Source organism: Arthrobacter sp. UYCu511 (genome assembly GCF_040547105.1).
Taxonomy (GTDB): Bacteria; Actinomycetota; Actinomycetes; order Actinomycetales; family Micrococcaceae; genus Specibacter; species Specibacter psychrochitiniphilus.
Genome location: NZ_JBEPPB010000010.1, coordinates 99,773 through 125,775, shown reverse-complemented (window position 1 = coordinate 125,775; position 26,003 = coordinate 99,773). Strand labels below are relative to the sequence as shown.

General features: G+C 59.7%; 19 protein-coding genes and 1 pseudogene. 7 read left to right on the top strand and 13 right to left on the bottom strand.

Annotated features, from left to right (window positions below):
• Window position 1 precedes the first annotated feature (1 nt).
• Window positions 2-481: a hypothetical protein gene (locus ABIB48_RS13915; protein ID WP_110106542.1), complete on the bottom strand. Its 480-nt coding sequence runs from the start codon at window positions 479-481 to the stop codon at window positions 2-4.
• A gap of 231 nt (window positions 482-712) precedes the next feature.
• Here ABIB48_RS13915 and ABIB48_RS13910 point away from each other — a divergent pair, with 231 nt between their 5' ends.
• The gene (locus ABIB48_RS13910) at window positions 713-961 is read left to right on the top strand and encodes a WhiB family transcriptional regulator (RefSeq protein WP_038469266.1); all 249 of its coding nucleotides are present in this window, start codon (window positions 713-715) and stop codon (window positions 959-961) included.
• Window positions 962-1,027: 66 nt separating this feature from the next.
• Here the strand turns inward: ABIB48_RS13910 and ABIB48_RS13905 are convergent, their stop codons facing one another.
• From ABIB48_RS13905 to ABIB48_RS13890, 4 genes are all read right to left on the bottom strand, one after another.
• Window positions 1,028-2,506 carry a sensor histidine kinase gene (locus ABIB48_RS13905; protein ID WP_110106541.1) on the bottom strand — a complete coding sequence of 493 codons (1,479 nt, stop codon included), beginning with the start codon at window positions 2,504-2,506 and terminating at the stop codon, window positions 1,028-1,030.
• 102 nt (window positions 2,507-2,608) lie between these two features.
• Window positions 2,609-7,483, bottom strand: a complete 4,875-nt coding sequence (locus ABIB48_RS13900) for an NAD-glutamate dehydrogenase (protein ID WP_354213363.1) — start codon at window positions 7,481-7,483, stop codon at window positions 2,609-2,611.
• Window positions 7,484-7,539: 56 nt separating this feature from the next.
• Window positions 7,540-9,330 (bottom strand): CpaE/TadZ family protein, encoded by a 1,791-nt coding sequence (locus tag ABIB48_RS13895; RefSeq protein ID WP_354213362.1) that lies wholly within the window; start codon window positions 9,328-9,330, stop codon window positions 7,540-7,542.
• Entirely contained in the window at window positions 9,327-9,968 is a 642-nt protein-coding gene (locus ABIB48_RS13890; protein WP_354213361.1) for a CpaB family protein, read from the bottom strand. The genes ABIB48_RS13895 and ABIB48_RS13890 overlap by 4 nt, the downstream gene beginning before the upstream one ends.
• A 420-nt stretch (window positions 9,969-10,388) precedes the next feature.
• On the opposite strand from ABIB48_RS13890, the gene ABIB48_RS13885 reads away from it, so the two are divergent.
• Window positions 10,389-10,607: a helix-turn-helix transcriptional regulator gene (locus tag ABIB48_RS13885; RefSeq protein ID WP_354213360.1), complete on the top strand. Its 219-nt coding sequence runs from the start codon at window positions 10,389-10,391 to the stop codon at window positions 10,605-10,607.
• Between the two features lie 68 nt (window positions 10,608-10,675).
• Here ABIB48_RS13885 and ABIB48_RS13880 read toward each other — a convergent pair whose 3' ends face one another.
• Window positions 10,676-11,251 (bottom strand): hypothetical protein, encoded by a 576-nt coding sequence (locus tag ABIB48_RS13880; RefSeq protein ID WP_354213359.1) that lies wholly within the window; start codon window positions 11,249-11,251, stop codon window positions 10,676-10,678.
• A 155-nt stretch (window positions 11,252-11,406) separates the two neighbouring features.
• On the opposite strand from ABIB48_RS13880, the gene ABIB48_RS13875 reads away from it, so the two are divergent.
• The gene (locus ABIB48_RS13875) at window positions 11,407-12,177 is read left to right on the top strand and encodes a LysM peptidoglycan-binding domain-containing protein (protein WP_354213358.1); all 771 of its coding nucleotides are present in this window, start codon (window positions 11,407-11,409) and stop codon (window positions 12,175-12,177) included.
• Between the two features lie 28 nt (window positions 12,178-12,205).
• Window positions 12,206-12,868: an Rv3235 family protein gene (locus ABIB48_RS13870; RefSeq protein WP_354213357.1), complete on the top strand. Its 663-nt coding sequence runs from the start codon at window positions 12,206-12,208 to the stop codon at window positions 12,866-12,868.
• Window positions 12,869-12,980: 112 nt separating this feature from the next.
• Here ABIB48_RS13870 and secA read toward each other — a convergent pair whose 3' ends face one another.
• Window positions 12,981-15,755, bottom strand: coding sequence for a preprotein translocase subunit SecA (gene secA, locus ABIB48_RS13865; RefSeq protein ID WP_110106533.1), 2,775 nt, complete (start codon window positions 15,753-15,755; stop codon window positions 12,981-12,983).
• Between the two features lie 111 nt (window positions 15,756-15,866).
• Between secA and ABIB48_RS13860 the strand changes: the two genes are divergently transcribed.
• Window positions 15,867-16,373 carry a MarR family winged helix-turn-helix transcriptional regulator gene (locus ABIB48_RS13860; protein ID WP_354213356.1) on the top strand — a complete coding sequence of 169 codons (507 nt, stop codon included), beginning with the start codon at window positions 15,867-15,869 and terminating at the stop codon, window positions 16,371-16,373.
• A gap of 122 nt (window positions 16,374-16,495) precedes the next feature.
• Window positions 16,496-17,713: pseudogene (locus tag ABIB48_RS13855) on the top strand (MFS transporter).
• 128 nt (window positions 17,714-17,841) lie between these two features.
• Here ABIB48_RS13855 and hpf read toward each other — a convergent pair.
• The 6 genes from hpf to ABIB48_RS13825 all read right to left on the bottom strand — a co-directional run bounded on the left by hpf (window position 17,842) and on the right by ABIB48_RS13825 (window position 24,872).
• On the bottom strand, window positions 17,842-18,537 hold the full coding sequence (gene hpf, locus ABIB48_RS13850) for a ribosome hibernation-promoting factor, HPF/YfiA family (protein WP_110106530.1): 696 nt from the start codon (window positions 18,535-18,537) through the stop codon (window positions 17,842-17,844).
• A 142-nt stretch (window positions 18,538-18,679) separates the two neighbouring features.
• Window positions 18,680-19,603, bottom strand: coding sequence for a ComF family protein (locus ABIB48_RS13845; RefSeq protein ID WP_354213355.1), 924 nt, complete (start codon window positions 19,601-19,603; stop codon window positions 18,680-18,682).
• A 149-nt stretch (window positions 19,604-19,752) separates the two neighbouring features.
• Window positions 19,753-21,504: an LpqB family beta-propeller domain-containing protein gene (locus ABIB48_RS13840; protein WP_354213354.1), complete on the bottom strand. Its 1,752-nt coding sequence runs from the start codon at window positions 21,502-21,504 to the stop codon at window positions 19,753-19,755.
• Entirely contained in the window at window positions 21,504-23,408 is a 1,905-nt protein-coding gene (mtrB, locus tag ABIB48_RS13835) for an MtrAB system histidine kinase MtrB (RefSeq protein ID WP_110107089.1), read from the bottom strand. The genes ABIB48_RS13840 and mtrB overlap by 1 nt, the downstream gene beginning before the upstream one ends.
• Before the next feature lie 34 nt (window positions 23,409-23,442).
• Entirely contained in the window at window positions 23,443-24,117 is a 675-nt protein-coding gene (gene mtrA / locus ABIB48_RS13830; RefSeq protein ID WP_110107088.1) for an MtrAB system response regulator MtrA, read from the bottom strand.
• A gap of 287 nt (window positions 24,118-24,404) precedes the next feature.
• Window positions 24,405-24,872 carry a hypothetical protein gene (locus ABIB48_RS13825; RefSeq protein WP_354213353.1) on the bottom strand — a complete coding sequence of 156 codons (468 nt, stop codon included), beginning with the start codon at window positions 24,870-24,872 and terminating at the stop codon, window positions 24,405-24,407.
• Between the two features lie 36 nt (window positions 24,873-24,908).
• Between ABIB48_RS13825 and ABIB48_RS13820 the strand changes: the two genes are divergently transcribed.
• Window positions 24,909-26,000: a DUF7847 domain-containing protein gene (locus tag ABIB48_RS13820; protein WP_110107086.1), complete on the top strand. Its 1,092-nt coding sequence runs from the start codon at window positions 24,909-24,911 to the stop codon at window positions 25,998-26,000.
• Window positions 26,001-26,003 lie beyond the last annotated feature (3 nt).

Sequence of the window (26,003 nt, the reverse complement as noted above, 5' to 3'; positions counted from 1 at the left end):
GCTAAAGGACCGTTTCCTCCGCCGCCGTACGCAATGAAAAGGCCACCACTTTGGGGGTGAAGAGGAAGTAAACAACCGCCAGCGGCGGCAAGAGGAGCAGCAAGCCCAGCATCAGCTCACCTTCCAACAAGGCCGGCGTAGCGATGGCCACCATAAGCAATTGCCACACAAACGCAGCCGAGCGTGTCCACCTGAAACCATGGAAAGCCTTGAACGCTACCGCACCCAAGCCTGCGGACAGTCCCAAGAGCAAGAGAGTCAAAAATATGGCGCTCGCAAAGGAATTACTCGGCTGTGTGAGCAATGAAAAGATCGACCAGATGCCGAACACGGCCAATGCCAACGCTTCTGATCCCACCACGCCCGCAATGACAAAAACGCCTGCCGGGCGGACTAACTCACCGCGTTTAAGGCTCGCTTCCAACGCATCAGCGTCCTCTGGGCGGGGCATGTCAGCTGGGGTTTGGGGATCGTTTTGCACAAGAGCACCTTATCGGAGTTTGCCGGGTGGGGGCCGGGAACCCGCGGGGCATTGTGACGCATCGCTCACGGTTAGAGACAATTATTTCCGCCATTACCCCTTGTTTACGTTGAGTTAACATGACAATCTTAAGTAAATGACCTGAAGGGCCCATTGTGGGCCTTTTCTTATGTGGCCTAAAGTGAATTTTTTCACAAGACGCCCCCGTTTTAAAAGGAGTGAGTGATCAGCATGGACTGGCGTAGTCGCGCAGCCTGCCTCGACAAGGACCCGGAATTGTTTTTCCCCGTGGGAAACACAGGTCCGGCCTTGCTGCAGATCGAGGAAGCAAAGAGCGTATGCCGCCGCTGCCCCGTGATTGACACCTGCTTGAAGTGGGCCATCGAATCCGGACAGGACGCAGGCGTGTGGGGCGGTCTTAGCGAGGACGAGCGTCGCGCTATGAAGCGCCGCGCAGCCCGCGCCCGCCGCGCAAGCTAAGCGCACGCAAGCTAAGCGCATAGGCAACTGACCCGCAGCAATCACAGATTGCTGCGGGTCAGTTTTTTAATGCCGGGAAATGAGCGCCATCTGCATCTCAACCACCGTGCCGCCACCCTCACGCACAGACCAGTCAATGGTGCCGCCTAATTCACTGGTCACCAGGGTCCGCACAATTTGCAACCCCAGACCCTCAGCAATGTTCCCCGGCGGCAACCCCACGCCGTCGTCCGCGATCTTCACGGTCAGCGCGTCATCACCTGAATCATTCTTGAACCGGTGCGCCATCAGCCACACCGTCCCCTCCCGGTCCTGCAAACCATGTTCGACGGCGTTGGTCACCAGCTCGTTGATCACCAGTGCCAGCGGGGTGGCGAAATCGCTGGGCAGCTCACCGAAGGCACCCTCGCGTTCGGTGCGCACCCGCTGGGACGGGGAGGCAACCTCGGCGGAGAGCCGGAACTGCCGGTCAATCAGCTCATCAAAGTCAACGTTCTGAGCCAGGCCCTGGGACAGCGTCTCATGCACCAACGCAATGGTGGCGACCCGGCGCATGGCCTGTTCCAGCCCCTGCTTTCCCTCTTCACTGTGCATGCGGCGCGACTGCATCCGCAGCAAAGCCGCCACTGTCTGCAAATTGTTCTTCACCCGGTGGTGGATCTCGCGGATGGTGGCGTCCTTGGTCACCAGCTCCTGCTCCCTGCGCCGCAGCTCGGAAACATCGCGGCACAGTACCAGTGCTCCAAAGCGTTCCACACCATCACGCAACGGAATGGCCCGCAATGACAAGCTGACGCCCCGTGATTCAATCTCGGTGCGCCACGGCATGCGGCCCGTGACAACCAGTGGCAGCGATTCATCCACCATGCGCCGGTCCTTGAGCAGCCCCGTGGTCACCTCGGCCAGGGACCGGCCTTCCAAGGACTCGCCATCTCCTAGCCGGCGGAAAGCCGAGACGCCGTTGGGGCTGGCGTATTGCACAATCCCGTCAACGTCCAGACGCAGCAAACCATCACCAACACGCGGCGCACCGCGGCGGGATCCTGTGGGCGAGGCAAAATCGGGCCACAAACCCAAGGTGCCCATCTTCAGCAAATCGTAGGCGCACTGCCGGTACGTCAGTTCCAGCCGGGAGGGCATCCGCGAGCTGGAGAGGTCCATATGTGTGGTGATAACAGCCAGTGTGCGCCCGTTGCGCACCATGGGGATGGCTTCAACCCGCATGGCCATGTCCGGGCTCCAGATTTTGGTTTCATGCGAGCGCTCAATGTTTTGACTCTTCCAGGCCGCCTTCACCAACGGCTCCAGAGAAGGCTGAATCTGTTCGCCCACAAAGTCTGCGTGGAACATGGTGTGAGAAGTGGAAGGCCGCACATGGGCCAGCGCCACATGCCCCGTGCCGGTTTTGGCCGGGAACCACAGGACCAGGTCGGCGAAGGAAAGGTCAGCAATCATCTGCCAGTCCCCCACCAAAAGGTGCAGCCATTCGGCGTCGCCCGGGGCCAGCCCGGGATTGTCCCTGATCATGTCGGCAAAAATTGCCATCGGGCTCCTTTTAAAAATGGGTGGCGGTGCCCGCTGCGAACAGCGGGCACCGCACTAGCTGGCGCATTCGAGGGCGCCAGTTACACAGATGGTGTGCTGCGGTTACCGCCGCACAATTGAACGCAAGAGCCTCAATGCTACCGACAAGGACGCCATGTCGTCCTGTTCGAGCTCGTTGACTTCGGCAAACATCCGAACAGCCCTCTCCAGCTGCTCCGCGTTCTGTGCCTCCCAGGCTTCAATGCGCGCCAGGGTGGAGGCGCCTTTCTCGGTCCGGTCCAGGACATTACTGGTCATGTCCGCCGTGGTGGCGTAAAGGTCATCACGTAAGGCTGCACGCGCCAGCGCCTGCCACCTGTCATTACGTGGCAACGCCGTGATCCGTTCCAGCAGTGAGTCCACCCCGTAGCGGTTGTAAAGCGTGTAGTACACGCTCGCCACCGTGTCCTGTGGTTCGGCCAATGCTTCACTGACCTTGGCAACATCCAGCAGCGGGAACGTCTCAAAGAGTTCCGCCCAGCGGCGGCCCAAGGCCAGCGGCATGTTAAAGGATGTGGCCTGGCTGTACCAGTTCTCCACCCGCTCCACATCCACACCTTGGACGAACTCACTCAGGCGTGGGGCCAGGTTGCTGACCCCAGGCTTGAAGCGCTGCACCAGCTCCGCAATGCTCTGCTGCCCAATCCCCTCATTGACCAGCCATCGCACGGCCCTATCCAGCAGGCGGCGCATGTCCAGGTGAACCGTGCTCCACTGCTCCGTGGGGAAGCTGGGCGGGAGTTCGCCCAGCATGGTGGTCATGGACTTCAGATCAAAGATCTCATGCAGGGCTACAAAGGCCTTGGCAACAACCACTTCGCTGGCCGAGGATTCTTCCATGGCCCGGAAGGCAAAGGTGATGCCGCCCAGGTTCACCATGTCATTGGCAACCACGGTGGCAATGATTTCCCGGCGTAGCGGGTGCGTGTCCAGTTCCGCATCGAAACGTGCCGCCACCTGGGCGGGGAAGTAACGGCGCAGTGTTGTCTTGAACCACGGATCATCGGCCAAGTCACTGTTGGTGAGTGACTTGGCCAGTTCCATCTTGGCGTAGGCCAGCAGCACGGCAAGTTCCGGGGAGGTCAGTCCCTGCCCGGTTGCCAGGCGTTCTTGCAGTTCGGCGTTGCTGGGCAGCGCCTCAAGCTCACGGTTCAGGTCCCCGTGATCTTCCAGCCAGTCCATGAAGCGCTCATAGCTGGGGCTCCACTCAACCACTCGTTGACGATCGTTGAGCAACAAGATGTTCTGTGCAATGTTGTCCTCGAGCACCAGCTGTCCAATTTCATCGGTCATGGACATCAGGAAATCGGTGCGTTCGGCGGGGTCCAGCTTGCCTGCGGCCACCATGCGATCAACGAAGATCTTAATGTTCACTTCATGATCGGAGCAATCCACGCCGGCAGAGTTGTCAATGGCGTCAGTGTTCAGAATGACCCCATGCAGAGCAGCCTCCACACGGCCATGCTGGGTCATGCCCAAGTTGCCGCCTTCGCCAATGATTTTGACCCGAAGATCCGCACCATCAACACGAATGGGATCGTTGGCTTTATCTCCCACCGAGGCATTGCTTTCGTAGCTGGCTTTGATGTAGGTGCCAATGCCACCGTTGTACAGCAGATCGGTGGGGGCCAGCAGCACTGCCCGGAGCAGCTCCGGCGGGCTGAGCTTCGTGGTTCCGGCGGCCAGGCCGAGCGCCACGCCAACTTCCGGTGAGATCGGGATCGATTTCAGTGTGCGTGAGTACACCCCGCCACCGGCACTGATGAGCTCCTTGTTGTAGTCCTGCCATGATGATCGCGGAAGATCGTATAGGCGCTGGCGCTCATCGAACGCCACACCTGCCACAGGGTTGGGGTCAAGGAAAATATCACGGTGGTCAAAAGCTGCCACCAGATTGACGTGGCGGGTACGCAGCATCCCGTTGCCAAACACGTCCCCTGACATGTCTCCAACGCCCACGGCGGTGAACTCCTGGGTCTGGGTGTCTACACCAAACTCGCTGAAGTGCGCTTTGACGGACTCCCACGCGCCACGGGCGGTAATGGCCATGGCCTTATGGTCATAGCCCACGGAACCACCCGAGGCGAAGGCGTCACCGAGCCAGAATCCGTACTCCGCGGAAATGGCGTTGGCCGTGTCCGAGAAGGACGCCGTACCCTTGTCTGCCGCTACCACCATGTACGTGTCATCACCGTCATGGCGGACCACATTCACCGGCGGCACCACCACTTCACCGGCGTCGGTAGCCACCAGGTTATCCGTGACGTCCAGCAGCCCGCGGATGAAGGTCTTATAGCTTTCCCGCCCTTCCTCCATCCAGGCGCCGCGGTCCACTGCCGGGTTGGGCAGTTGCTTGGCGAAGAAGCCGCCCTTGGCCCCGGTGGGCACAATCACAGCGTTCTTGACGGTCTGCGCCTTGACCAAGCCCAACACCTCGGTGCGGAAATCTTCACGCCGGTCAGACCAACGCAGCCCGCCGCGGGCCACCTTACCGAAGCGCAGGTGCGTGCCTTCCACGCGCGGGGAGTAAACCCAAATCTCAAACATGGGCTTCGGCGCCGGCAAACCCTCAATGGCTAGCGGATCCAGCTTCAGACTGAGGTAATCCCGTTCACGGTAGTAGTTGGTGCGCAAGGTGGCATCAACTAAGTTGGTGAAAGTGCGCAGGACCCGATCGGCATCAAGTGTTGGGACGCTTTCCAGCGCCGCATTGAGCCTGGCGTGGATCTCATCCTGCAAGGCCGGGCGGGCCCCCTCCTCAATGGCAGGGTTGAAGCGGGCCTCAAAAAGCTCCACCAACCCGCGGGTAACATCCACATTTTCCAAAAGCGTGTTGGCAATGAACCCGTAGGAGTTGGTATTGCCCATCTGGCGCGTGTACTTGGCATAGGCGCGCAGAATGACTACCTGGCGTGCATGCATACCCTCGGTCAGCACCAAGCGATCAAAGTTATCCGACTCGCTGCGGCCCGTAATCGCTGCACCAAACGCCTCCGTCAGCAGGTCCGCCGTTGTCAACGGGTCAACTCCGGCAGGGTACTTCAGGCCAAGATCGTAGAGGAAGAAGTCACGCTTATCAGCAGTTTCAATGTCAAAGGGCCGCTCATCCAGCACCTCGAGTCCCAAGCTGTGGAAAAAGGGCAGGATCTTGCTCAGGCTTTGCGGATGTGCCATATACAGCTTGACGCGGGCATCTCCTTCAAGGAGCCCGCCGCTGCCCTTGGGCAGGTAGACGTGCATGCCGGGGGCACACTTATCGGGGCTTAGCCCGGCCGCTGTTGCAGCCTTGTAACGGGCATCAAATTCCTCAAAGCGGGCAATGTCCGCCAGAGCGTCCTCAACCTCAAAGTCCACCCGGTAGCTCTGCGGGAATGCATGAGCCCACTTGGCTTCCAAACGGTCCGCCACCTCGCGCTGCTCCGAATCGCGCAACACCTGGGCGATCCCCTCGGGCCAGGACCTCGCCGCACGCACCAGCCGCTGCTCCAGTTCGGCAGCCTGCAGATCCGCCGGAACCATGTAGGCCTTGGGCAGGCGAATGCGGAAGAACAGCCGGGCCAGCGCCGATTCGCTCATGCGCGCCTCAAAATCAATGGACACGGCGCTGAAGGTGCGGGTGAGTTCATCCTCAATGCGGTGCCGGACAGCGGTAGTGTAGCGATCACGCGGGATGTAGACCAACGCGGACATGAAGCGTCCATAGATGTCAGGGCGCAAGAACAACCGCGTGCGGCGTCGTTCGGCCAGCCTGAGGATCCCTTCCGCGATCTCGATTAGGTCCGAAACCTCAATCTGGAACAGCTCATCGCGGGGGTAGGTCTCCAGAACCGCAAACAAGTCTTTGCCGGAGTGTGAGTTGGGCGGGAAACCGAAGTGCCGCAGCACAGCCTCAACCTTTTCCCGAACCACAGGGATGTTACGCACGGAACCGGTGTAAACCCCAGAGGAAAACAAGCCGATGAAACGCTGCTCACCGTTGACATTGCCCTGGGAATCGAAAGACTTCACACCAATGTAGTCAAAGTACGCGCCGCGGTGCACTGTGGAGCGTGAGTTGGCCTTGGTAATGACAAGGACACGTTTTTCACGGGCCTTGCGCTGCCCCGTTGTAGTCAGGTGCTGAACGGTAGGGTGGCTGGAGCCATCCCGCATCAGGCCCAGGCCGCTGCCCTCACGATTGACGAGTACGTCTTCACCGTCACGCTTTTCAAGATCGTATTCGCGGTAGCCAAGGAAAGTGAAGTTATCTGCCTCCATCCAGTGCAGTAAATCTTCGGCTTCGCGCAGGTCCACAAGATCTTCCCCTGCCAGCACGGTGGCCAGAATTTCTGCCCGGCTCAGCGCCTTCTCACGCATGGCAGGCCAATCTTCAACCGCTGCCCGTACATTGGCCAGCACCTTGGCGAGGCCTGAGTAGAGCGCCAACTTGCGCTCGTCGTCGATCTTGGGAATTTCAATGGCAATCCATGATTCCAGGAAGGAGGAATTCTCCCCATCCCCCAGCAGGTGGGCAATGTTGGGCATTGCTGAGGTGTCCCCGCTGGCGATGCCCGCGTGGGAAGGAACCTTCGTGACAGCGCTCAAGACGTTGGATTTTTTATCCCGGGAGACCACAAAAACGGGGTGCGTGACCAAATGGATGGCGAGATCTTGGCGCACCAATTCGGCACTGACCGAGTCAACCAAGAAGGGCATGTCATCGGAAACAATGTAAACCACGCTGGCATCGCGTTCGTCGCGGATATCCACCGTGGAATGGCCGGGAGTTCTAATGGCTGCAATCTGCTGGTGGAGCAGGGCCCGCGCATTAAGTACGTCCGGGTCATAGCGAGCGGCGTCCTCTACGGACAATTGCACAAAGTAGTCATTATGGAATGACTGTCCACCAAACTGTGGGTGCTCCTGCACAGGCTCGTGGCTTGAAGTGTGCGATGACATGAATTAACGCCTCCGTCAAAGAGATGAGACCGCTTCTTTGCAGGCCTGTTCTGAGCCTAGCCCTGATTCTGCAGGGCTGCTGTGGTGCTTGTGACAGCGGATTCAGAGTTCTCTTGGACAGCTGCACAATCGATCCGGCTAATGCCCCGGCGCAGCGGCGAGTCCGGAGCCACCTCCAGCAGGAGCCGCCCTTCCAGCAACGCCCTATCAGTTATTTCCGGGTCCCAGGGGAGAAAATGCCTGATCGGCGCGGTGGGGCCAAACCGTTCCCAAGCCTGTGCCAGTGCCTTTTCCGGTGCCCGCCCGGCAGCTTGACGGCGCACCTTATTCACCACCACATCTATCCGTGCAGCAGGGAAGGCCGCTTGGAGTTCGTTCATGCCTCGGATCAGTCTCGGGATCCCCACCGGGTCCCCGCTGCCCACCGCGTAGATGATGTCCGCCTGGGCCAGCACAGTCAGCGTTGCGCCGTTGCGCCGCGGAGCTACGGTGTCATAGCTGAGTTCCTCATCGTTCTCTAGCGAGAATCCGCAATCCACCACCACCAAGTCTGCCGATTCCCGTGCCAGAGCTACAACCCTGGCCACGGCGGCCGCCCGCAACTCCGGCCAGCGATCGGCCCTGGTCAGGCCCGTCAAGAGGGAAAACGTGCCTGCTGAAAAAACAACCTTAGTCAAGATGTTCGTGAAGTGAACTGCGGATAAGGTTCCCTGGTCAGCTGCCCGGCATGCCTGGGCAAAGGACGCGGATTCCTCCAGCAGGCCCAGCGCGGCACCAATGCTGGCTCCGTAGCTATCTGCGTCTATCACCAAGACACTGCGGCCGGCAGCCGCCTGTTCGGCTGCCAGATTTATGGCCACTGTGGTGCGCCCGGGCGATCCAATGGGACCCCACAACGCCACGAGCATGCCTGTGCGGCCGGGCAGTGCCGGTGTTGCTTCAGCTGTGACCGCAGGTGCCGCCGCAGGTGAAGACAGGGCAGCGGGAGCCGTTGCTGGTTCTGGCGCTGACGGTGCAGCTCTGGACAGGGCCGGCTTGGACTGCGAAGGTCTGGACAGTGCCGGCTTTAACGGGTCCGGCTTGTGCAGAGCTGACTTCGGCGGGTCCGGAGTTGGTCTTGGCAGCGGCGTGGATCCGGGGCTAGGATCCGTTTCGGTTTCTTTAGTGGTTTCGGGCTTTGTTTCGTCTTCCTGGGTCCAGTCGCGACGCCGTAATCGGCGCCGCGTCCGCTCCCACAGACTCGCGTGCTGCGCTGGATCCGTGGCGTCCGCAGTGTTGTGCTTGACAGTGTTGTGCTTGACAGCGTTGTGGCCCGCTTCTTCGCCGGTGGTGTCTGAATGCCCCGCGGTGACTGGAACTGTGGGCTCCGGCGCGCCAGTGAGCTCCAGTGCAGCTGCTTGCAACTTCGTGGGAGTGCTAGCGTGCGCGCCCCGCGAAGCTGCCACATCTGTGGGGGCTCGCGCAGGGACGGCGTACCCACCTACCCCATCCAACTGCTTGCGTGATTGCACGGCGGCTGTGACTACCTGAGCGAGCAGTTCCGCGCTCACGTGTTCCGTGACAACGCCGGCACCGATCGAACGTAGGCGCTGAGCCGCTTCTGCCGTGGTGGCAACGGCCACCACGCTGACACCAACCGCGGCCAGCCTGTCCACAAGCGTTGCGCTGAGTTCATCCGCCCCCTCGGCTACAACAGCCGCTTGGGCCAGCCCATTTTGGCACGCTGCCAGAAGCTCGGCCAGCTCAGGACAGCGGCGGACAATATGAAGTGCGCCTCTGTTGTTTTCCAGCTCAGCAATCACCGCTGCCGGGGTGTCCCCCACCGCAACCACTGTCACTGGGCTCATGGCGCCGCACCGGGATTCCACACCACGGAAACTTTGGCATTGTTGGCCACAGCACCAAGAAATTTTGGCATTTGAGCGTCACTGACCAGAACCATGAGGGCTGTGTTCTTGCTCGATCCCAAGGAGCCCGAGGCTGACGCCAGGGACGCAACTTCGGCTCCCGGGAGCATCAGCACCGGCTCAGCAAAGCCGTTGCGGTCATCGGGCAGGGCCACCCAAACGTCAACATAAGCGCCCACCACTACCTCTTTGGGCAAGGGTTCAGTGATAGTGACAGGAGCTGGTTTTCGGTTCAGCGCATCGATCCGCCCAATGCTGCTACGGGAGACCAGTTCACCCTTGGGAACCATGCGAATGGCGACGGCGTTCGCATCCAGCGCGTCGGCCGGATCAAGATATTTCCCATCAACGTCTCCAAGCTGGACATCCACAATGGTGAAGGAATCCGGAGTGATCTTCTGACCTACCACCAGCGCATCCTTGGCCACATACATGGGCACTGTCTTGGCTGCGTTGCCCACCAATGCCACCACCCCGGCCACGGACGCCAGCACTAAAAGAATGCCAATGAGCAGACGTGGATCCTTCCACGACGGTTTGCTCAGCCGTGGTGCTTGCCCCGGCATTTCCATCGCCATAGCCCCGCCCCCTTCAGGAATCTGGCAGCGATGGTGCGAGCCACGCTGCCGTCTACTCTTTCTACCGCTGATTGGCCACGGTTGAAAGGGCTTCCTCAAAAACCGACTAAAACTGTGGACAACTTCAGCAGCGATGGAACAAGTTGCCACTACCTCCTCACGTTGGTCTGCGTTGTCCCGCTCGTGCTTTGATCGTTGACACCTGGGCTTCTGGATAAGAGCCTGGCCAGCCCTATAGCGACGAACTTAGCCGTGAGTGCAGGTAGCGGGCATGCTCGCGCTGCATAAGGCAAGCCATCCGCGGTGACAAGCAGCGTGGAGTCATGCACCAGCACCTCGTAGTGACCGGCAAGGCCTCCTAGGCTGTGGATAAGGATGATTAAGCTCGTCAAAGCACATCAAAGGGGGGATAATGAGTGCATGCCCAGATTCTTAACCTTGGCCGATGTGGCCGAACAGCTGCAGATCTCTGCAGCAGCCTGCTATGCCCTAGTACACAGTGGCGAGCTGCCCGCATTCCAAATTGGTGGACGCGGGCAATGGCGTGTGGACGAAGCGAAATTTGAGCAGTTCATCGATGACAGACACGCAGCAGCCAGAACCATGCTGGCCACTGAGAATTCCGTCATCGCCGAATAGGTAGCTCTGGGCCCTGGCATCTCTTGGTCTGAGCAGTGACGGTCCAGGTACATCAGTAACTTGCTGGTTCAGAATTCGTTATCCGGTGATGAGGCGATCGAAACCAACCGTCCCAGCGGAATTACCACTGATCCCTGCCGATTTCCGGGGTCCCGGCCCACGCCGTCGGCCAATTGCATGAGTTGAACATAGTCAGCCCCAACTTGGTCCAGAACACCCCTGACATGCACCGCACTGGAGCCCGCCTGCGCGGCGGTGTCCAGCTCAAGGACCACGGCCGAACGGTTCCTGGCCAGCACCCGCAGTGCCGCGGCCAGGGAATAGCCCACCTGGCTCGGGCTCTGCTGACGCTCCAATCCCAGCCCGTTCACCCGCACCACCTTCGTCAGCGGCACGATGACGGATCGGTTCTCTTCACGCAGCAAAGCCCAGTCCTTTTCCACCCTGAGCACTTCCCCGTGATACGCGGTGCCCGTGCACAGAAACACGGAAAGCTGCTCTCCGCTGGCTCCTCGTAAAGCCTCGGCAAGGGTCACCTGGGACGCCTCAATGCGGGCTAATTCATTGACGTGCCGCTCGAAATCCTGCTGCGTTGAGGCATGCCACTGTGTTTCCAGATCACCGAAGAGAAGTTCCCACCGCATGGGCCCACGCTAAGCGGCAACCATGGGGCCGTCAACTCTGACCTTCCACAGCTTGGCTGCAGCCTCTAGACATATCCATGCTGTTGGGGTCAAAATGAATGAATCACCTTCAAATGATGTTAAACAGTGTCAAACATGCTCAAAGGAGAGCAACCGTGAAACCACAAACTCGGGCTGATCTGGCAATGACCGCAGCCATTGCCTTCCTAGGGGCCGCCCTGGTCTTCAGCGGTTTTGCACTGCTGCGTCTGCAGTGGGGCGGGCGCTCCATGGCTCCGACACTTGGGTTCCCTGAATTGTTGGGCGTGGCGGGTGCCGGGATCGGCTTTGCCTTGCTCTGCTGGTGGTTGTTTGCCCTCTGCTGCGCTTGCCTATCTGCATTTGCCCAGAGATTCGGAGCCCACAGGCTTTCAACGCTCACAGCACGCTGGTCGCCGGCGTTCATGCGCCGAGTGGTCGCAGCGATTATTGGGATTAATCTCCTCGGCGCACCGTTGGCTGGCGCAGCGCAGGCAGCCGGTGTTGCCCCACTCTGGCATACCCTGACGGTTTCCACGGCTCCCATCTCAGGAGCAGTGAGCACACCTTCGCCATCATCACCGCCAGTGGATCCTTTGTGGGTGCCACACACCCCTGACATTGCACCGGATCTACTGATCAGGACCTCGCCGCGCGAGCCCGCGGACCAGCCCGAGTTTCAAGAGGACCCAACAGCGGCTTCCCGTGATCTGCGCTCCGGTGACGTGGTTGTCAAAAAGGGCGACACACTCTGGGGAATCGTCGCCGAAGCGTTGGGACCGTATTCCACGGATGTCGAGGTGGCCTTGGCATGGCCGCAGTGGTACGGCACCAATCGAAGCACCATTGGTGCTGATCCGAACCTTATTCTTCCGGGACAAATACTGCATGCACCCGGCAATTACTAACATTTGGCACCACCCAAAGGAGCACCCCGTGAGTACAGCAGCCATCTCTGAAACCCCCGCACCAGCCACTTTCTTGTTGGTACGGCCACTTCCCTCTTCCAGCACTCCCGCCCCGTCACCGACTCCGCAAGAGAACCAGGAATATATTGTGGAGTTGTTTGCTGGCACTCCTCAAACACGCCCATCCAGAAACACTGCCTTAACGGCAGACGAGGCATCAGCCCCGGCGGAAGAGACCTCCGCCAAGATTGGCTCGGTCGGACTTAACGCGGCCGGGGTTGGCACGGTGCAGACGCTCGACCCGGAATCCGCCGAACGGGCGGTGGTGGGCAATATGTCCTGCAAGGTTGCCCAAAGCGCCTTGGAAATTCTCCATGGCGTCCGTTCAGTGCAGCAGTTGGCCAGGTGGCTCGACGCCCGGTGCCTGAGCGCTTTGAGCACCCGGGCACGTCTTTATGCGGAAGCCTACCGGGAGCAGGAACGCCGTAGTAGTAATGATGGCGGATACCCGGACAACGTCCAGATGCTGCACCGGCAACCGCATGTACAGTCGGTTCACTGCCATGTGGTTGGCCCCGGCATCTTTGAAACGGCGGTTGTGGTGGCTGACAGGACCAGATTTAGAGCCATCGCCATGCGTCTGGAATTGAGCCACGGCCTGTGGAAGGTCACCGCCCTGCGTATTGGCTAGGGAACGTGTTGGCTAGAGAGAAAGACACAACAAAAAGGCCGCCATCCGCAGGAACTGACGCACTTGATGTGCTGTGTCAGCTCCTCCGGACGGCGGCCCTCTTCACGTGAACTTAGCGCTTTTTCTTCTTCTTGGCCTTGCCAGCCGGGCGCTTGGCCGACGGCGGGACGCCGCCTGTGCTGCGGCGCTCAACATGCGTCTCCGCATCGCCTTGGGCGTCCGGAGCAGTGAACTGCAACTGGGCGGGCCGGGCCGGAGCTTCAAGACCAGGGGCCGTGATGCGAGGGGCAGCGTGCTCATGCTCTGACGCAGCCGCACCGCCTTCAACGCGCTTCATGAGGTTAGCCGGGGCGTTCTCCACCACACCGACAGTAGCTTCGGGAGCATTCTCAACCTGAACTTCCAAGTTGAAAAGGAAGCCGACGCTTTCTTCACGGATGGCTGCCATCATAGACTGGAACATCTCAAAGCCTTCGCGCTGATACTCCACGAGGGGATCACGTTGGGCCATGGCCCGCAGACCGATGCCTTCCTTGAGGTAGTCCATCTCGTAAAGGTGCTCTTGCCACTTGCGCCCTACAACGGAGAGGACCACACGGCGTTCCAGCTCGCGCATGCTCTCTGAGCCAAGTGCGGCTTCGCGTTCCTGGTAGGCAACCCGGGCATCCGAGAGCAGTTCAGTCTTGAGGTGTTCTGCTGTGATGCGGCCTTCGCCGCCCACTTCTTCAGCGATTTCATCCACCGTGACAGTGACAGGGTAGATGGTGCGCAAGTTGGTCCACAGCGTGTTGAAGTCATAGTCTCCGGCATGACCGGAGCCCAAGGAAGCCTCGATGATCTCATTGACGGTGTCTTCCAAGAAGTGCTGGACCTTTTCATGCAGGTCCCCACCTTCGAGGATCCGGCGGCGGTCTCCATAGATGGCTTCACGCTGGCGATTCAAAACATCGTCATACTTGAGCACGTTCTTACGCTGCTCGGCGTTGCGGCCTTCAACCTGGCCCTGGGCCGAGGCAATGGCCTTGGAGACCAGCTTGGACTCCAACGCCACATCATCAGGCATGGCAGAACGTGACATGAGCCTTTCAGCGGCACCGGAGTTGAACAGGCGCATCAGATCATCTGATAATGACAGGTAGAACCGTGACTCGCCCGGATCTCCCTGACGTCCGGAACGGCCCCGTAACTGGTTGTCAATGCGGCGTGATTCGTGGCGTTCGGTACCTAGAACGTAAAGCCCGCCAGCTTCAATAACGGCCTCTTGTTCATCCTTGACAGCCAGTTTTGCTTCCTCAAAGGCGTCAAGCCATGCGGCCTCGTACTCCTCCGGGGTTTCTTCAGGATCGAGTCCGCGTGCCGCCAATTCACTCACAGCATTGAACTCGGCGTTACCACCGAGCATAATATCGGTGCCTCGGCCAGCCATATTGGTTGCTACGGTGACGGCCCCACGGCGGCCGGCTTGGGCCACAATTGCGGCTTCACGGGCGTGATTCTTAGCGTTCAAAACCTCGTGCTTGACGCCTGCCTCAGCCAGTTTCTTGGAGAGGTATTCGCTCTTCTCAACACTGGTTGTGCCCACCAGAACCGGCTGCCCGGTTTCGTGACGCTCGGCAATGTCCTTCACCACGGCGTCGAACTTCACAATCTCGTTCTTGTACACGAGGTCGGGCTGGTCAACGCGCTGCATGGACTTGTTCGTGGGGATCGGTACAACACCCAGCGAGTAGGTGCCCATGAACTCAGACGCCTCGGTCTCGGCGGTACCTGTCATGCCGGAAAGCTTCTCATACAGGCGGAAGTAGTTCTGCAAGGTCACCGTGGCTAGGGTCTGGTTCTCAGCCTTGATCTCCACACCTTCCTTGGCCTCAATGGCCTGGTGCATGCCTTCGTTATAGCGGCGGCCAGCAAGGATGCGGCCGGTGTGCTCGTCAACGATCAGGACTTCGCCGTCCATGATGACGTAGTCCTTGTCACGCTTGAAGAGCTCCTTGGCCTTGATGGCGTTGTTCAGGAAGCCGATCAGGGGCGTATTGGCGGACTCATACAGGTTGCTGATGCCCAGGTAGTCTTCTACCTTTTCAATGCCGCCTTCAAGAACACCCACGGTGCGCTTTTTCTCATCGACTTCATAGTCATCTTCAGGCTTGAGGCGCAGGACCACCTTGGCAAATTCCCCGTACCAACGGTTCGCGTCACCTGACGCAGGACCGGAAATGATCAGCGGGGTACGGGCCTCATCGATGAGAATGGAGTCAACTTCATCCACAATGGCATAGTTGTGCCCGCGCTGGACTAGCTCATCCTGGCTCCAGGCCATGTTGTCGCGCAGGTAATCGAAGCCGAATTCGTTGTTGGTGCCATAGGTGATGTCGGCAGCGTATTGGGCGCGGCGCACCGAAGGATCCTGATTGGCGATGATGCAACCGCTGCTTTGACCTAGGAAACGGAAAACGCGTCCCATCAAATCAGACTGGTATTCCGCCAAGTAGTCATTGACCGTGACCACGTGCACGCCCTTGCCGGTCAGCGAGTTCAAATATGCCGGGGCCGTGGCCACCAGGGTTTTGCCTTCACCGGTCTTCATTTCAGCAATGTTGCCCAAGTGCAGGGCGGCACCACCCATGAGCTGGACACGGAAGTGGCGAAGACCGAGTGTACGCGAGGAAGCTTCCCGCACCGCGGCGAAGGCTTCCGGCAACAGGTCATCGAGCGTCTCGCCGTCTTGATGGCGGAGCTTAAGCTTGTCTGTTTCCTCGCGGAGCTCAGCATCGGTGAAGGTCTGGAAAGAGTCCTCCAGCGAATCAATGGCGTCGGCAAGGACATTGAGTCGTTTAAGCGTCTTGCGATCGCCTGTGCGAAGAACCCGCTCAAGAAGTGATGGCACGAAATTGCTCCCAATCTATTACTGCCTAAAAGTGGCGTGTTCAGTCTACGTGAGAAGACGCACACCACACTGCCAGTTCTAGCTGTGTGGCGCCCGGCAATACTGCCAGATATGAGCGAAAGTGCTTGCTTATGCCTGCATTGCGCCACATTGTTCTCCCGCAGCGGAACCTTCAGGCACGTAATATCCCAGCATTTCAGTGCACCATCTGCGCGCCGCTACCGTGAAATTCTGCGCCAAGCTGTCTATGTGGTGCGTTCCACTGACGCTGACGGCGAACTCAGTTCCAGCCAGGTGAGCACCTTAAACATGTTGACCAAAGCGCCCCTGCGCATCAGCGATATTGCACGTAATGCCGGTATCCGCCTGCCCAGCGCCACTGAGCAGGTCACCAAGCTCGCAGCAGCGGGCCTGGTCAAGCGGTTGCAGAACCCCAACGACGCCCGCGTAGTGGAAGTGCTCCTCACCGAGCAAGGGCGGGCAACTCTGGAGGCTTCGAATCTGCGCCGCAACCAGGAAGTCGCCGCAGGCCTCTCCGGGCTCTCACTGCGTGAACAGCAGAGCATCTCCCGCGCACTTTCCGCCATCGCCAAACTCAACGCGGCACTCTCCCCCTAGCCCTGCCACTTCCGCCGTCCGTGTCCTACCGGCGTCATCCCCCGCCAACTAACACCCGCAAACAACACCATTAAGCAAGCCCATTCAGCAACAACAACTCAGGAGAAAAAGTGCACGCGAACATGGCAGATTCAACTGCCCGCGACGGAGTCAGTACCGTCTCAAAAGAAAAGCAATCAATGCTCAAGCAGCCCAAGGCTGTGTGGGCGGTGGCTGGAGCATCGGTGTTCGCCTTCATGGGAATCGGCCTCGTTGATCCCATCCTGCCCGCCATTGCAGAGAACCTCAGTGCCACCCCCAGCCAGGTGTCCTTGCTGTTCACCAGCTATTTTCTGGTCACAGCCATCGCCATGCTCGTCACTGGTTTTGTCTCCTCACGCCTTGGTGGGAAGCGGACGCTGTTGCTGGGCCTAAGCATCATTGTTATTTTTGCGACCCTTTCAGGCCTATCCGGCAGCGTCGATGCCCTGGTGGGTTTCCGAGCCGGTTGGGGCTTGGGTAACGCCTTGTTCGTAGCGACGGCGCTGGCCGTCATGGTGGGGGTTGCCTCCGGTGGGGCGGCTACGGCCATCATCTTGTACTAGGCAGCACTGGGGCTGGGCCTCTCACTCGGCCCGCTCATGGGCGCAATGCTGGGCGCCTGGCAGTGGCGTGCACCCTTCTTTGGTACGGCCACCGCCATGGCAGTGGCGTTCATCCTCCTGATGGTGCTGCTGCCTAAAACCCCGTTGCCGGCCACCAAGACCCGACTGCGTGATCCGCTCCTGGCACTGGGCCACAAGGGCTTGCGCACTACCGCTGGCAGCGCCTTGTTCTATAACTATGGATTCTTCACCATCCTGGCATTCGTGCCCTTCATTCTGGGCTTCGATGCCTACGGAATAGGCGCAGTATTCTTTGGCTGGGGCGTGGCAGTGGCCGTATTCTCTGTATTTGTCGCACCCATGGTCCAGCGCCGCTTTGGCCCCGTCCGTGCCCTGACCGGTTCACTGTTGGGTTTGGTGGTCATCTTGGCGGGACTGGCCTTGGCTGCCGGACACTCGGTGCCGGCCATTGTGGTTCTGACGGTGGTTTCAGGTGCTCTGCTGGGTATCAACAACACCCTGTTCACTGAAATGGCCATGGCTGTCTCGGACTCCCCGCGTCCTGTTGCCAGTGCAGGCTATAACTTTGTGCGCTGGATGGGCGGGGCTCTCGCACCGTTTCTGGCAGCCAAAATAGCCGAGTACAGCGGCGCATCCACAACCTTCTTTGTGGCCGCAGCCATGGTGCTGGTCAGTGCCGCCATCATCGTGGGTGGGCGCAAGTTCCTTACGGCTCACGCACCCGCCGGCGTCTAATCCGGCATTCACGCAACCCGGTATTCAAGCAAACCCCAACGAAGCAAACGACGCCGGCACCCAGGTGAGGGAAAATCCCCACCCAGGTGCCGGCGTCTTTCTTTGAAAGCCTGGCAACTATCTAGGATCTAGACACGTGCCGGAACATCCTCTGAGCGGTAAGCGGAAATCTCTTCGGAAACCTCTGCGTTGTCATCGAGTGAAATGACCCCGTAGGTCCAGCCCTTGCGGCGGTAAACAACTGAGGGGATCCCTGTTGATGAGTCGATGAACAGGTAGAAATCGTGACCTACCATTTCCATGTTGTCCACGGCGTCATCGAGAGAAAGTGCAGTAGCCGGGAAGACTTTTCTGCGGATCAACACCGGTGAATCACCGGCGGGGATGTCATTTTCGATCTCGTACGGGGACTTAACTTCGGGAACTTCCGGTGTGCTCTGGGCGTAGATAGGCTCAGAACTACTCACGGGAATCAACGCCCCGGTGGCCTCGTTCACAGCCACGGGGGCGTGCCGACCGTGGTGGACTTTCTTCTTGTCCTTGGCACGGCGGAGGCGCTCGAGCAGCTTGCCGTAGGCCAGATCAAAGGCAACGAACTTATCCGGTGCGGCAGCTTCCGCGCGGATGACCGGCCCGCGGCCCAGTACCGTCAACTCAACCGTAAGTGGAGCCTCTGCTGCGCGCGCCTTGCTCTCCTTGGAAACCTTCACATCGACACGCTGAACCTTGCTGGCCAGCTGCTCGATCTTGGTGAGCTTTTCGGCTGCATATTCGCGGAATCGGTCCGAAACACTCACATTGCGACCGGTGATCATGAACTCCATGGTGCCCTCCAAATAACTTAGGTGACACGGCGGCCGGCTAGCATTTATCGCTGTATTCCTGACCGCCGACGGGCGGTTTCCCCTTGCTAGAGGTACCCGTTTACTCACGTTAGTTCACCTCATGGTTTTATTCATCTTTTGCTCAAAAATTGTTTTCCGCGCCTCCGCTCCGGCCGCTGGTTTCCGCATCACCTGACGGGGCTTTCGCAGCTGCCAAAACCACTGCGCAACGGAGATTAAACCCCGCTAATTCCAGTGTTTTTGCTGCTTCCCTGAGAGTGGAACCAGTGGTCAGAACATCGTCAAGGAGAACTATTTCTTGGCCACTTGGCTTCGCTGTCGGCCGAAAATTTCTCACTTTTTTTGCCTTGATTGCCATAGTGTTACGCACATTGCGCCGCCGGGCAGCCCTGCCCAACCCCTTCTGATGCGCCCTGTGCCACGGCAGCTTGGTTTTGATGCGCAGGACGGGCGCCACCTCCAGCCCTTCAGGCAGCCGGCCCTCACGTATGAGGGCCCGTAGCAGCAGAGCAACGGGATCATATCCGCGGCGCCGCCAACCACTGCCAGTACTAGGCACGGGGACCAGGAGCAAGCCGTGCGGGATGAGCCGGGCCGGGTTTATATCTTGCGCGGGGCACATGTGTTGGTCGGGTGGGCCAGGACCGGTGAGAGCCGCCGTCAGGGTTCGGGCTAACACCCGGGCCAACGGCGGGCCAAGTTCGGTTCGCCCGTGATTCTTGAACGCCAAGATGGCCTGCGCCAACGCATCCCGGTATTCCCCGGCAGCAAAAACCGTCAGCAACGGATCCCCGGAAACACCCATCAGGGCATCGGCATGCTGTTCGGCCCGGAATGGCGCGCCCGTTTGCTGGCGCAGGAGAACTGCGCAGCCTGGACACAAAGCGTGGTCATCCGCGCCACAGACCACGCAGTCGGCCGGCAATACCAAATTCAGGAAGTCACGCCAGGCTGCTTCGCACCACAACCAGGCCCGCAGCCACACAGTTCCTGCCCGCCCCCTGTGCCGGGCGGCTACCTGGCCAGTTCCTGCTCTCGTATCCATCTGCCCAGCATGCTTGTGCCGCCGTGCCTATGGAAGTACCAGGCCACCCATTGTGTAGAAGGTTGCAGGCTAAACGCTTGGGCAGGAATCAAGCACCGGCGGCAGGGAAGGGACGTGCTAGTGGCGCACGGCCGGCGCCTATCCAGTGCCTATCCTGCGAACGAGGACTGTTGGAGTTCCTTAGCGGCCACTTCCCAATAACTGCCCACATTGGTGAAGAACTCCGTGGCCGTCTGAGCATGGATGTTCCGGACACCGGATCCGGCGCTGATCCATTGCACACCCTTGAGCTCATCCAATGCCAACGGACGCGCGGCTAGATCCAAAATATCGATGACCACCGGGTCAGTATCAGAGGGGGCCATGACGGCAACGCTGGCACCCCCCACCCAGACGCCGAGCGTAGGCATCCCGGAATGCAGAAAATTGATGGGCGTGGTGAGTTCCTTGGGGACCTCACCGGATTTAAAAATACCCGTCATGTTGACTTTGCTGATGCCGTTGGACTGGGAAATAACCAAGGCCCTGGTGCCATCACGGGACACCCTGAAGGTACTGACTTCCTGCCCCACCAACCAAGGAACCCTGAGCAGAACAGGTGCGCCCAACTTGCCGTTGTCGTCCGGATTGATTGCCAACACCAGGCCAGAGCCGTCCCCAGCAGCAGAGAACAGCCAGCCGTTGGGGGCAAACGAGGGCGGGGTCAGGCCCACCCCAGACAAGGCAAGCACGGGTGGCTCATTGGGTGTTGCCCAATATATTTGGTTTCCCACCCCTGCTAGGAACGCAAAGTCCTTCCCCGAATAGGAAATGGCCGGCGCCGACGGATCGAGACCTGCCACAGATGCCATCCCGGGAATGCGGGCACTCTTGACGCCGTCGAAGGTGACCAGCTCGTTCTTGGATAGCGCCACCTGGGTGGGCCGCACGGGATTGTCCACGATCATGCGGCTCACCTCGTTATCAGTGCTGCCCATGTCAACAGATCTGTCATCGGCCAAGAACGCCACCTCAGTGATGGTGTTCAGGCTCTTTTGGAACGTGGTCAACAACTGCGCGTTCATTTGCTGGCGCTGCTCGATGCTTGTTTCCAACAGAGGCCCTGCAGTCAACCCCACCCGGGCCTGCCCATTGATCACGGGCACCGAATCGCGCTCCAAGGCAATGCCGTTGGGGAATGCACTCACCACGGCGCCTTGCAAATAGGGTGCCGGGCCGTTGAGCATCGCTTTGACAATGGAGGTGGCCGTGCGTGAGGAGCGCCCAGCCAGCCACCTGACATCGGGGACCCCAAAGGTGAAACTCGGATCATAGAAGTAGAGCGAGACCGGTGCGAACAGCGTTTGGAAGTTCGCCTCGGTGAGGATCACGCCGTCGGGCGCTTCCGAGATTCTCCACTGCCCATCCACTTGCACCATTTTCATCCGCAACAGTTCCGATGAATCCGGTTTGGCCGGGGTCAGCACACCGGTTGCGTCCACCGCGGAGACCACATCGAACTTCAGCTCAAAGGTGTCCTGTTCATAGGTGGCCGCCACGGCAAAGGTGTTCGTATAGACCAGAGTGCGCTTATCCGGCGCCCATGACTGTGCCAGCGCCGGCGTCAGATATTGCCGGGCCACCTGAAAGTCGTCACTCACACCTGTTCCGGAGTCAATGAAACCGCGAATAATGCTCTCCGGCGAGGCTCCATCCACGGGGGAAAACTGCTGCAGGCTCACATTGACGGAGTTGCTCCGTGGCGCCAGCGGATCACTTTTACCCACAGGCCCCTGCATGGGGATGGTGGCACAGCCGCTCACCGCCAGAAGTACGACGACGGCCATGGCCCACAGCGCCACCGGCCAGTTCCGCCTGGTGTGGGCCGCCGGGTGCTGAGCTGTTCTTGCCGTGATACCCATCAGCGATTCACCTTTTCAGAACTAGTGATGCCCGGATCTTCGGGATCGGGTCCGCGCTTTTCCTGGTTCTTAGCCGCCTCGGGCACGGACTTAATACTGCCCAGGGCTCCCACAACCCCCAGCGCACCGGTGTGGGTCAGAACTGGGGAGGTGTTTAAAGTACTGGAACTGCCGGCCTGGCCACCGTCGGGAGGTAGCGGAACCGGTGAATGGGTCAGAACTGTGCCACGTTTGCGCGGCAGTGTGAGGCGGAAACAGGAACCTTCTCCAATGACGCCCCAGGCATCCAGCCAGCCATCATGCAGGCGGGCGTCTTCCATCGCGATGGAGAGCCCCAACCCGCTGCCGCCCGTGGTGCGGGCGCGGGCCGAATCTGCGCGCCAGAACCTGTCAAAGACGTGGCCAAGAGCCGCCGGAGACATTCCGATGCCGTAGTCACGCACGGCCACGGCTACGGCACTCTCGTCCGCTGAGACGTAAATCTTCACCGGGTTTCCTTCGCTGTGCTCCACCGCATTCAGCACCAGGTTGCGTAGAATCCTGTCAATCCGGCGCGAATCCATCTCCACCACGCACTTGTGGCTGCGCAGGCGGGTCACCACAGAAAGCTCTGCCTTGTTCGCCTCGGCCACTGGCATAGCCCCGTCAATGACTGAATGGATGACGGAGAAGATATCCAACGACTCCACATCCAGATCTGCCACACCAGCATCAAAACGGGAAATTTCCAACAGATCAGCCAGTAGCAGCTCAAAACGCTCCACCTGGTGGAAAAGCAGCTCGGAGGAGCGTTTATTGATGGGGTCAAAATCCTCGCGGGCATCGAAGAGTACCTCAGCGGCCATGCGCACTGTGGTCAGCGGTGTGCGCAGTTCGTGGGAGACGTCCGAGACGAAACGCTGCTGCATCTCTGAAAGCGCACCGAGTGCGGTGATCTGATCCTGCAAGGAGGTGGCCATTTTATTGAATGAGGTGGCCAAGCGGGCCATTTCATCCTCACCACTGACGGCCATCCGTTCTTCAAGCTCACCGGCCGCCAATTTTTCTGACACGGCGGCTGCCTCACTGACAGGCTTCACCACGGTCCGTGTGACGTACCAGATGATGACACCAATGAGCAGCAACAGAATCCCACCGGCCAGCCACAACACTGACTGAATGTAGTTCAACGTCATCTGGGCGGTGTTCAGGTCATAGATCATGTACAGCTCGTAGTGGGTGCGCAGCAGTTCCACTTGGCTGCCCACCACAACGGCCGGGCTGAATCCGGACTCGCCCGTGGGCAGCGCTATTGACTGCCAGAACTGGCCGTCGGGATCGCTTTGGACTGCCTCACGGAGCTCGTCCGGGATGATGGCAGTAGTGACACCGCCGGAGTCCGAGGAGCTGACGGCAAGGCGGCTAGTTTGGCCGGGAATCTTCACCATCAGGTACTTGCGGTTATCGTCTGCGCCACCCACTTCCAACAACCGCAAGGTGTCCCCCACATAGGTGGACACACGCGGCTGATCGCTCAGACTCGCGTTGGAAAAACTCTCCTGAACTTGCGTGGCGCCACGGGCGGATTCTTGTTGCGCCTGAGTGAGCCGCTCCTGGAAGAGGCCATTGGAAATCTGTCCGGCCAGGTAGCCGCCAACACCCACCACAGCCACGGAGGCAATGATCAAGGTGGTGGCAACCGTGCGGAACTGCAAGGACACGCGCCAACGCCGCGTCCACCAGCGCCTAATCCAAGCAAAAAATTGCGCCACGAAACGGCCTGCCGCAGCCAGAAGACCAAGGGCCTTGGCGAGCAGTGAGATAACTACTCCGTGCGCGTTGTTATCCGTGGCGGGCACAGTGTCAGCCTCAAAATCCGGGGCAGCCAAATCTCCGACGTCGTGCGGCTGCGGCTCTTCACTCATGGCTTGCTCACTCGAGGCGCACGGGATTCAGCGCTTACTGCCCGGCCTTGTAGCCAACACCGCGAACCGTCAGAACCACTTCGGGAGCCTCGGGATCGCGTTCAATCTTGGAGCGCAGACGCTGAACGTGGACGTTGACCAGGCGCGTGTCAGCAGCGTGGCGGTAACCCCACACCTGTTCCAACAACAGCTCGCGGGAAAATACCTGCCACGGCTTGCGGGCCAGGGCAACCAGGAGGTCAAACTCCAGCGGGGTCAGGGAAATCCGCTCCCCGGCGCGGCGCACGGAATGCCCGGCCACATCGATGCTGATCTCGCCGATAACAAGGGTTTCAGGGGCCTTGACATCGCCGGGACGCAGCCGGGCACGGACACGGGCTACCAACTCTGCGGGCTTAAAGGGTTTGGCCACATAATCATCGGCACCAGATTCGAGCCCACGCACCACATCCGAGGTATCGGATTTAGCCGTCAGCATCACAATGGGCACATCAGATTCGCCACGGATCAGGCGGCAAATTTCAATGCCATCAATTCCGGGCAGCATCAAGTCCAGCAGGACCAGATCGGGCTTGCTGGACTGGAAAATTTCCAGGGCCTTGGCGCCATCGGCACAAAAAACCGGGTCAAACCCGTCATTGCGCAGAACAATGCCAATCATCTCGGCCAGTGCTTCGTCATCGTCAACAACTAAAATACGTGCCTTCATACCTCTATATTTGCCTATCAACGGCCCAAAGACCCCATCGACGCTCCACAGAGCACTGCAATAGTTTCGGTCATGCCCTGTAATTCACAGGGTAAAGAGGGTTCTTCCCGATAGGGTTTGATGATGGACGTAGCAACGGGCTGATTCCGCTGCGCACCTAGATTGGTTTCTTGGCCTCACTTTCGGCTCTTAGGTTTTAGTTGGATCTCGCGGCGCAGACCCGCCGTTTAACACTGCAGTACACGAATTTCACGGGGAAAATTTCAGGGAGCATGATGACGCAGGAATCACAGGGACAACAAGAGCAGCCAGATCACGCCGACCAAGCCGGTCAGCCGGGGCAGGGTGGCGTCCCAGGTCAGCCGGGGCAGGGTGGGCAACCGCAGTACCCTGCACAGCAACCGCAGCAGCCTGCCCAACAACCGCAGTACCCGGGCCCGGCTCAGCAGCCCGCGCCTCAGTACCCTGGATCCCAATACCCCGGCCAACCCCAGCAACACCAGCAGCCGCAGCAACCTCAGTGGGGACAATACGCCGGCCAGTCCCAGCAGCCTCAGCAACCTCAGTGGGGACAATACGCCGGCCAGTCCCAGCAGCCTCAGCAACCTCAGCAACCTCAGCAACCTGCATCGCAATACCCCGGCCAGCCCCAGCAACCTCAGTGGGGACAGTACGGCCAGCCCCAGCAGCCCCTCCCCCAATACCCGGGCCAGCCTCAGTACCCTGGTCAGCCCCAGTACCCGGGTCAGCCGCAATACCCGGGCCAGCCCCAGCCCGGATACAACACGTACTTGGCCCCACCCAAGCCCGGCGTCATCCCGCTACGGCCTTTGGGGTTGGGTGAGATCCTGGACGGCGCTTTCCAGGCTGCCCGCCGCAACGGCAAGGCCATGTTCGGCTCGGCCCTGATCTTCCAGCTAATCACCGTGGCAGCCACGCTTCTGATCATGTTCCTGGCTTTAGGCAAGTTCGTGTTCGGCATGATGGACGGAACCGTGTTCTTCGACGAGAACAACCCCGCTGACATGGATTTCCTTGTTAGTTCGCTGTTGGGATTCTCTATATCCATAGTGGTGACGGTGTTCTTGTCCACCCTGCTGCAAATGGTGCTGCAGGGCGCGTTGGTGGTTCCCGTGGTTCGGTCAGTGCTCAACCGGAAAACCACTTTTGGGCAGATGTGGCAGCTGACCAAGCCGCGCATTGGCAGCCTGCTACTACTGGCGGTCCTGTACGCTGCGGCATCCTTGCTGGCCGTACTGATTTATGGCGCCCTAGTAGTTGTTCTGGTGATTTCCGTGGGTTCCACGGGCTCCGACTCCGCAGCTTTGGCAGCCGTTGGCCTGGCCATCCTGCTCAGCCTGCCGTTTGTGGCTGTGGCGGTCTGGATCGGTACCAAGTTACTGGTTGCCCCTGCCGCAATAGTGGTGGAGAACATTGGCGCATTTGACGCTGTGAAACGCTCGTGGCAGTTGACTTCGCGCAACTGGTGGAGGACGTTTGGGGTAGCCATTCTGGCCGCGATCATCGCCTCCATCATTGGTGCAGTCATCACGACCCCTGTCAGCTTCATCGTGGGCCTCATTATGGGCATGATGAGCGTGCAGGCCACCGCGGAACAGGCTCTGATGCAGACCATCATCGCCCAAGTCATCTCGGCTGCCATCGGAGCCCTTGTCGGAGCCATCACGCTCGCATTCCAGACCGGTGTCATGGCCCTGATCTATGTGGATCTGCGCATGCGCCGCGACGGTTTCGACATCATTTTGCTCAAGGAATCTGAAAGCGGCAAGGACGACGGCGGGATCCCCGGTTCTCCTGTCCCCGCCGGCCTGATCCCGGGCGGGCCCGCACCGGATCCCTCCCAGTACCCCGGCAACTACTGACCG

What these genes read in the sequence shown, in the direction of transcription:
- ABIB48_RS13900 (WP_354213363.1), bottom strand. Translation starts at nt 7,483, where the DNA reads ATGTCATCGCACACTTCAAGCCACGAGCCTGTGCAGGAGCACCCACAG.
- hpf (WP_110106530.1), bottom strand. Translation starts at nt 18,537, where the DNA reads ATGGAGTTCATGATCACCGGTCGCAATGTGAGTGTTTCGGACCGATTC.
- ABIB48_RS13895 (WP_354213362.1), bottom strand. Translation starts at nt 9,330, where the DNA reads ATGAGCCCAGTGACAGTGGTTGCGGTGGGGGACACCCCGGCAGCGGTG.
- ABIB48_RS13905 (WP_110106541.1), bottom strand. Translation starts at nt 2,506, where the DNA reads ATGGCAATTTTTGCCGACATGATCAGGGACAATCCCGGGCTGGCCCCG.
- ABIB48_RS13890 (WP_354213361.1), bottom strand. Translation starts at nt 9,968, where the DNA reads ATGGCGATGGAAATGCCGGGGCAAGCACCACGGCTGAGCAAACCGTCG.
- ABIB48_RS13880 (WP_354213359.1), bottom strand. Translation starts at nt 11,251, where the DNA reads ATGCGGTGGGAACTTCTCTTCGGTGATCTGGAAACACAGTGGCATGCC.
- ABIB48_RS13910 (WP_038469266.1), top strand. Translation starts at nt 713, where the DNA reads ATGGACTGGCGTAGTCGCGCAGCCTGCCTCGACAAGGACCCGGAATTG.
- ABIB48_RS13845 (WP_354213355.1), bottom strand. Translation starts at nt 19,603, where the DNA reads ATGGATACGAGAGCAGGAACTGGCCAGGTAGCCGCCCGGCACAGGGGG.
- ABIB48_RS13860 (WP_354213356.1), top strand. Translation starts at nt 15,867, where the DNA reads ATGAGCGAAAGTGCTTGCTTATGCCTGCATTGCGCCACATTGTTCTCC.
- mtrA (WP_110107088.1), bottom strand. Translation starts at nt 24,117, where the DNA reads ATGAAGGCACGTATTTTAGTTGTTGACGATGACGAAGCACTGGCCGAG.
- mtrB (WP_110107089.1), bottom strand. Translation starts at nt 23,408, where the DNA reads ATGAGTGAAGAGCCGCAGCCGCACGACGTCGGAGATTTGGCTGCCCCG.
- ABIB48_RS13885 (WP_354213360.1), top strand. Translation starts at nt 10,389, where the DNA reads ATGCCCAGATTCTTAACCTTGGCCGATGTGGCCGAACAGCTGCAGATC.
- ABIB48_RS13840 (WP_354213354.1), bottom strand. Translation starts at nt 21,504, where the DNA reads ATGGGTATCACGGCAAGAACAGCTCAGCACCCGGCGGCCCACACCAGG.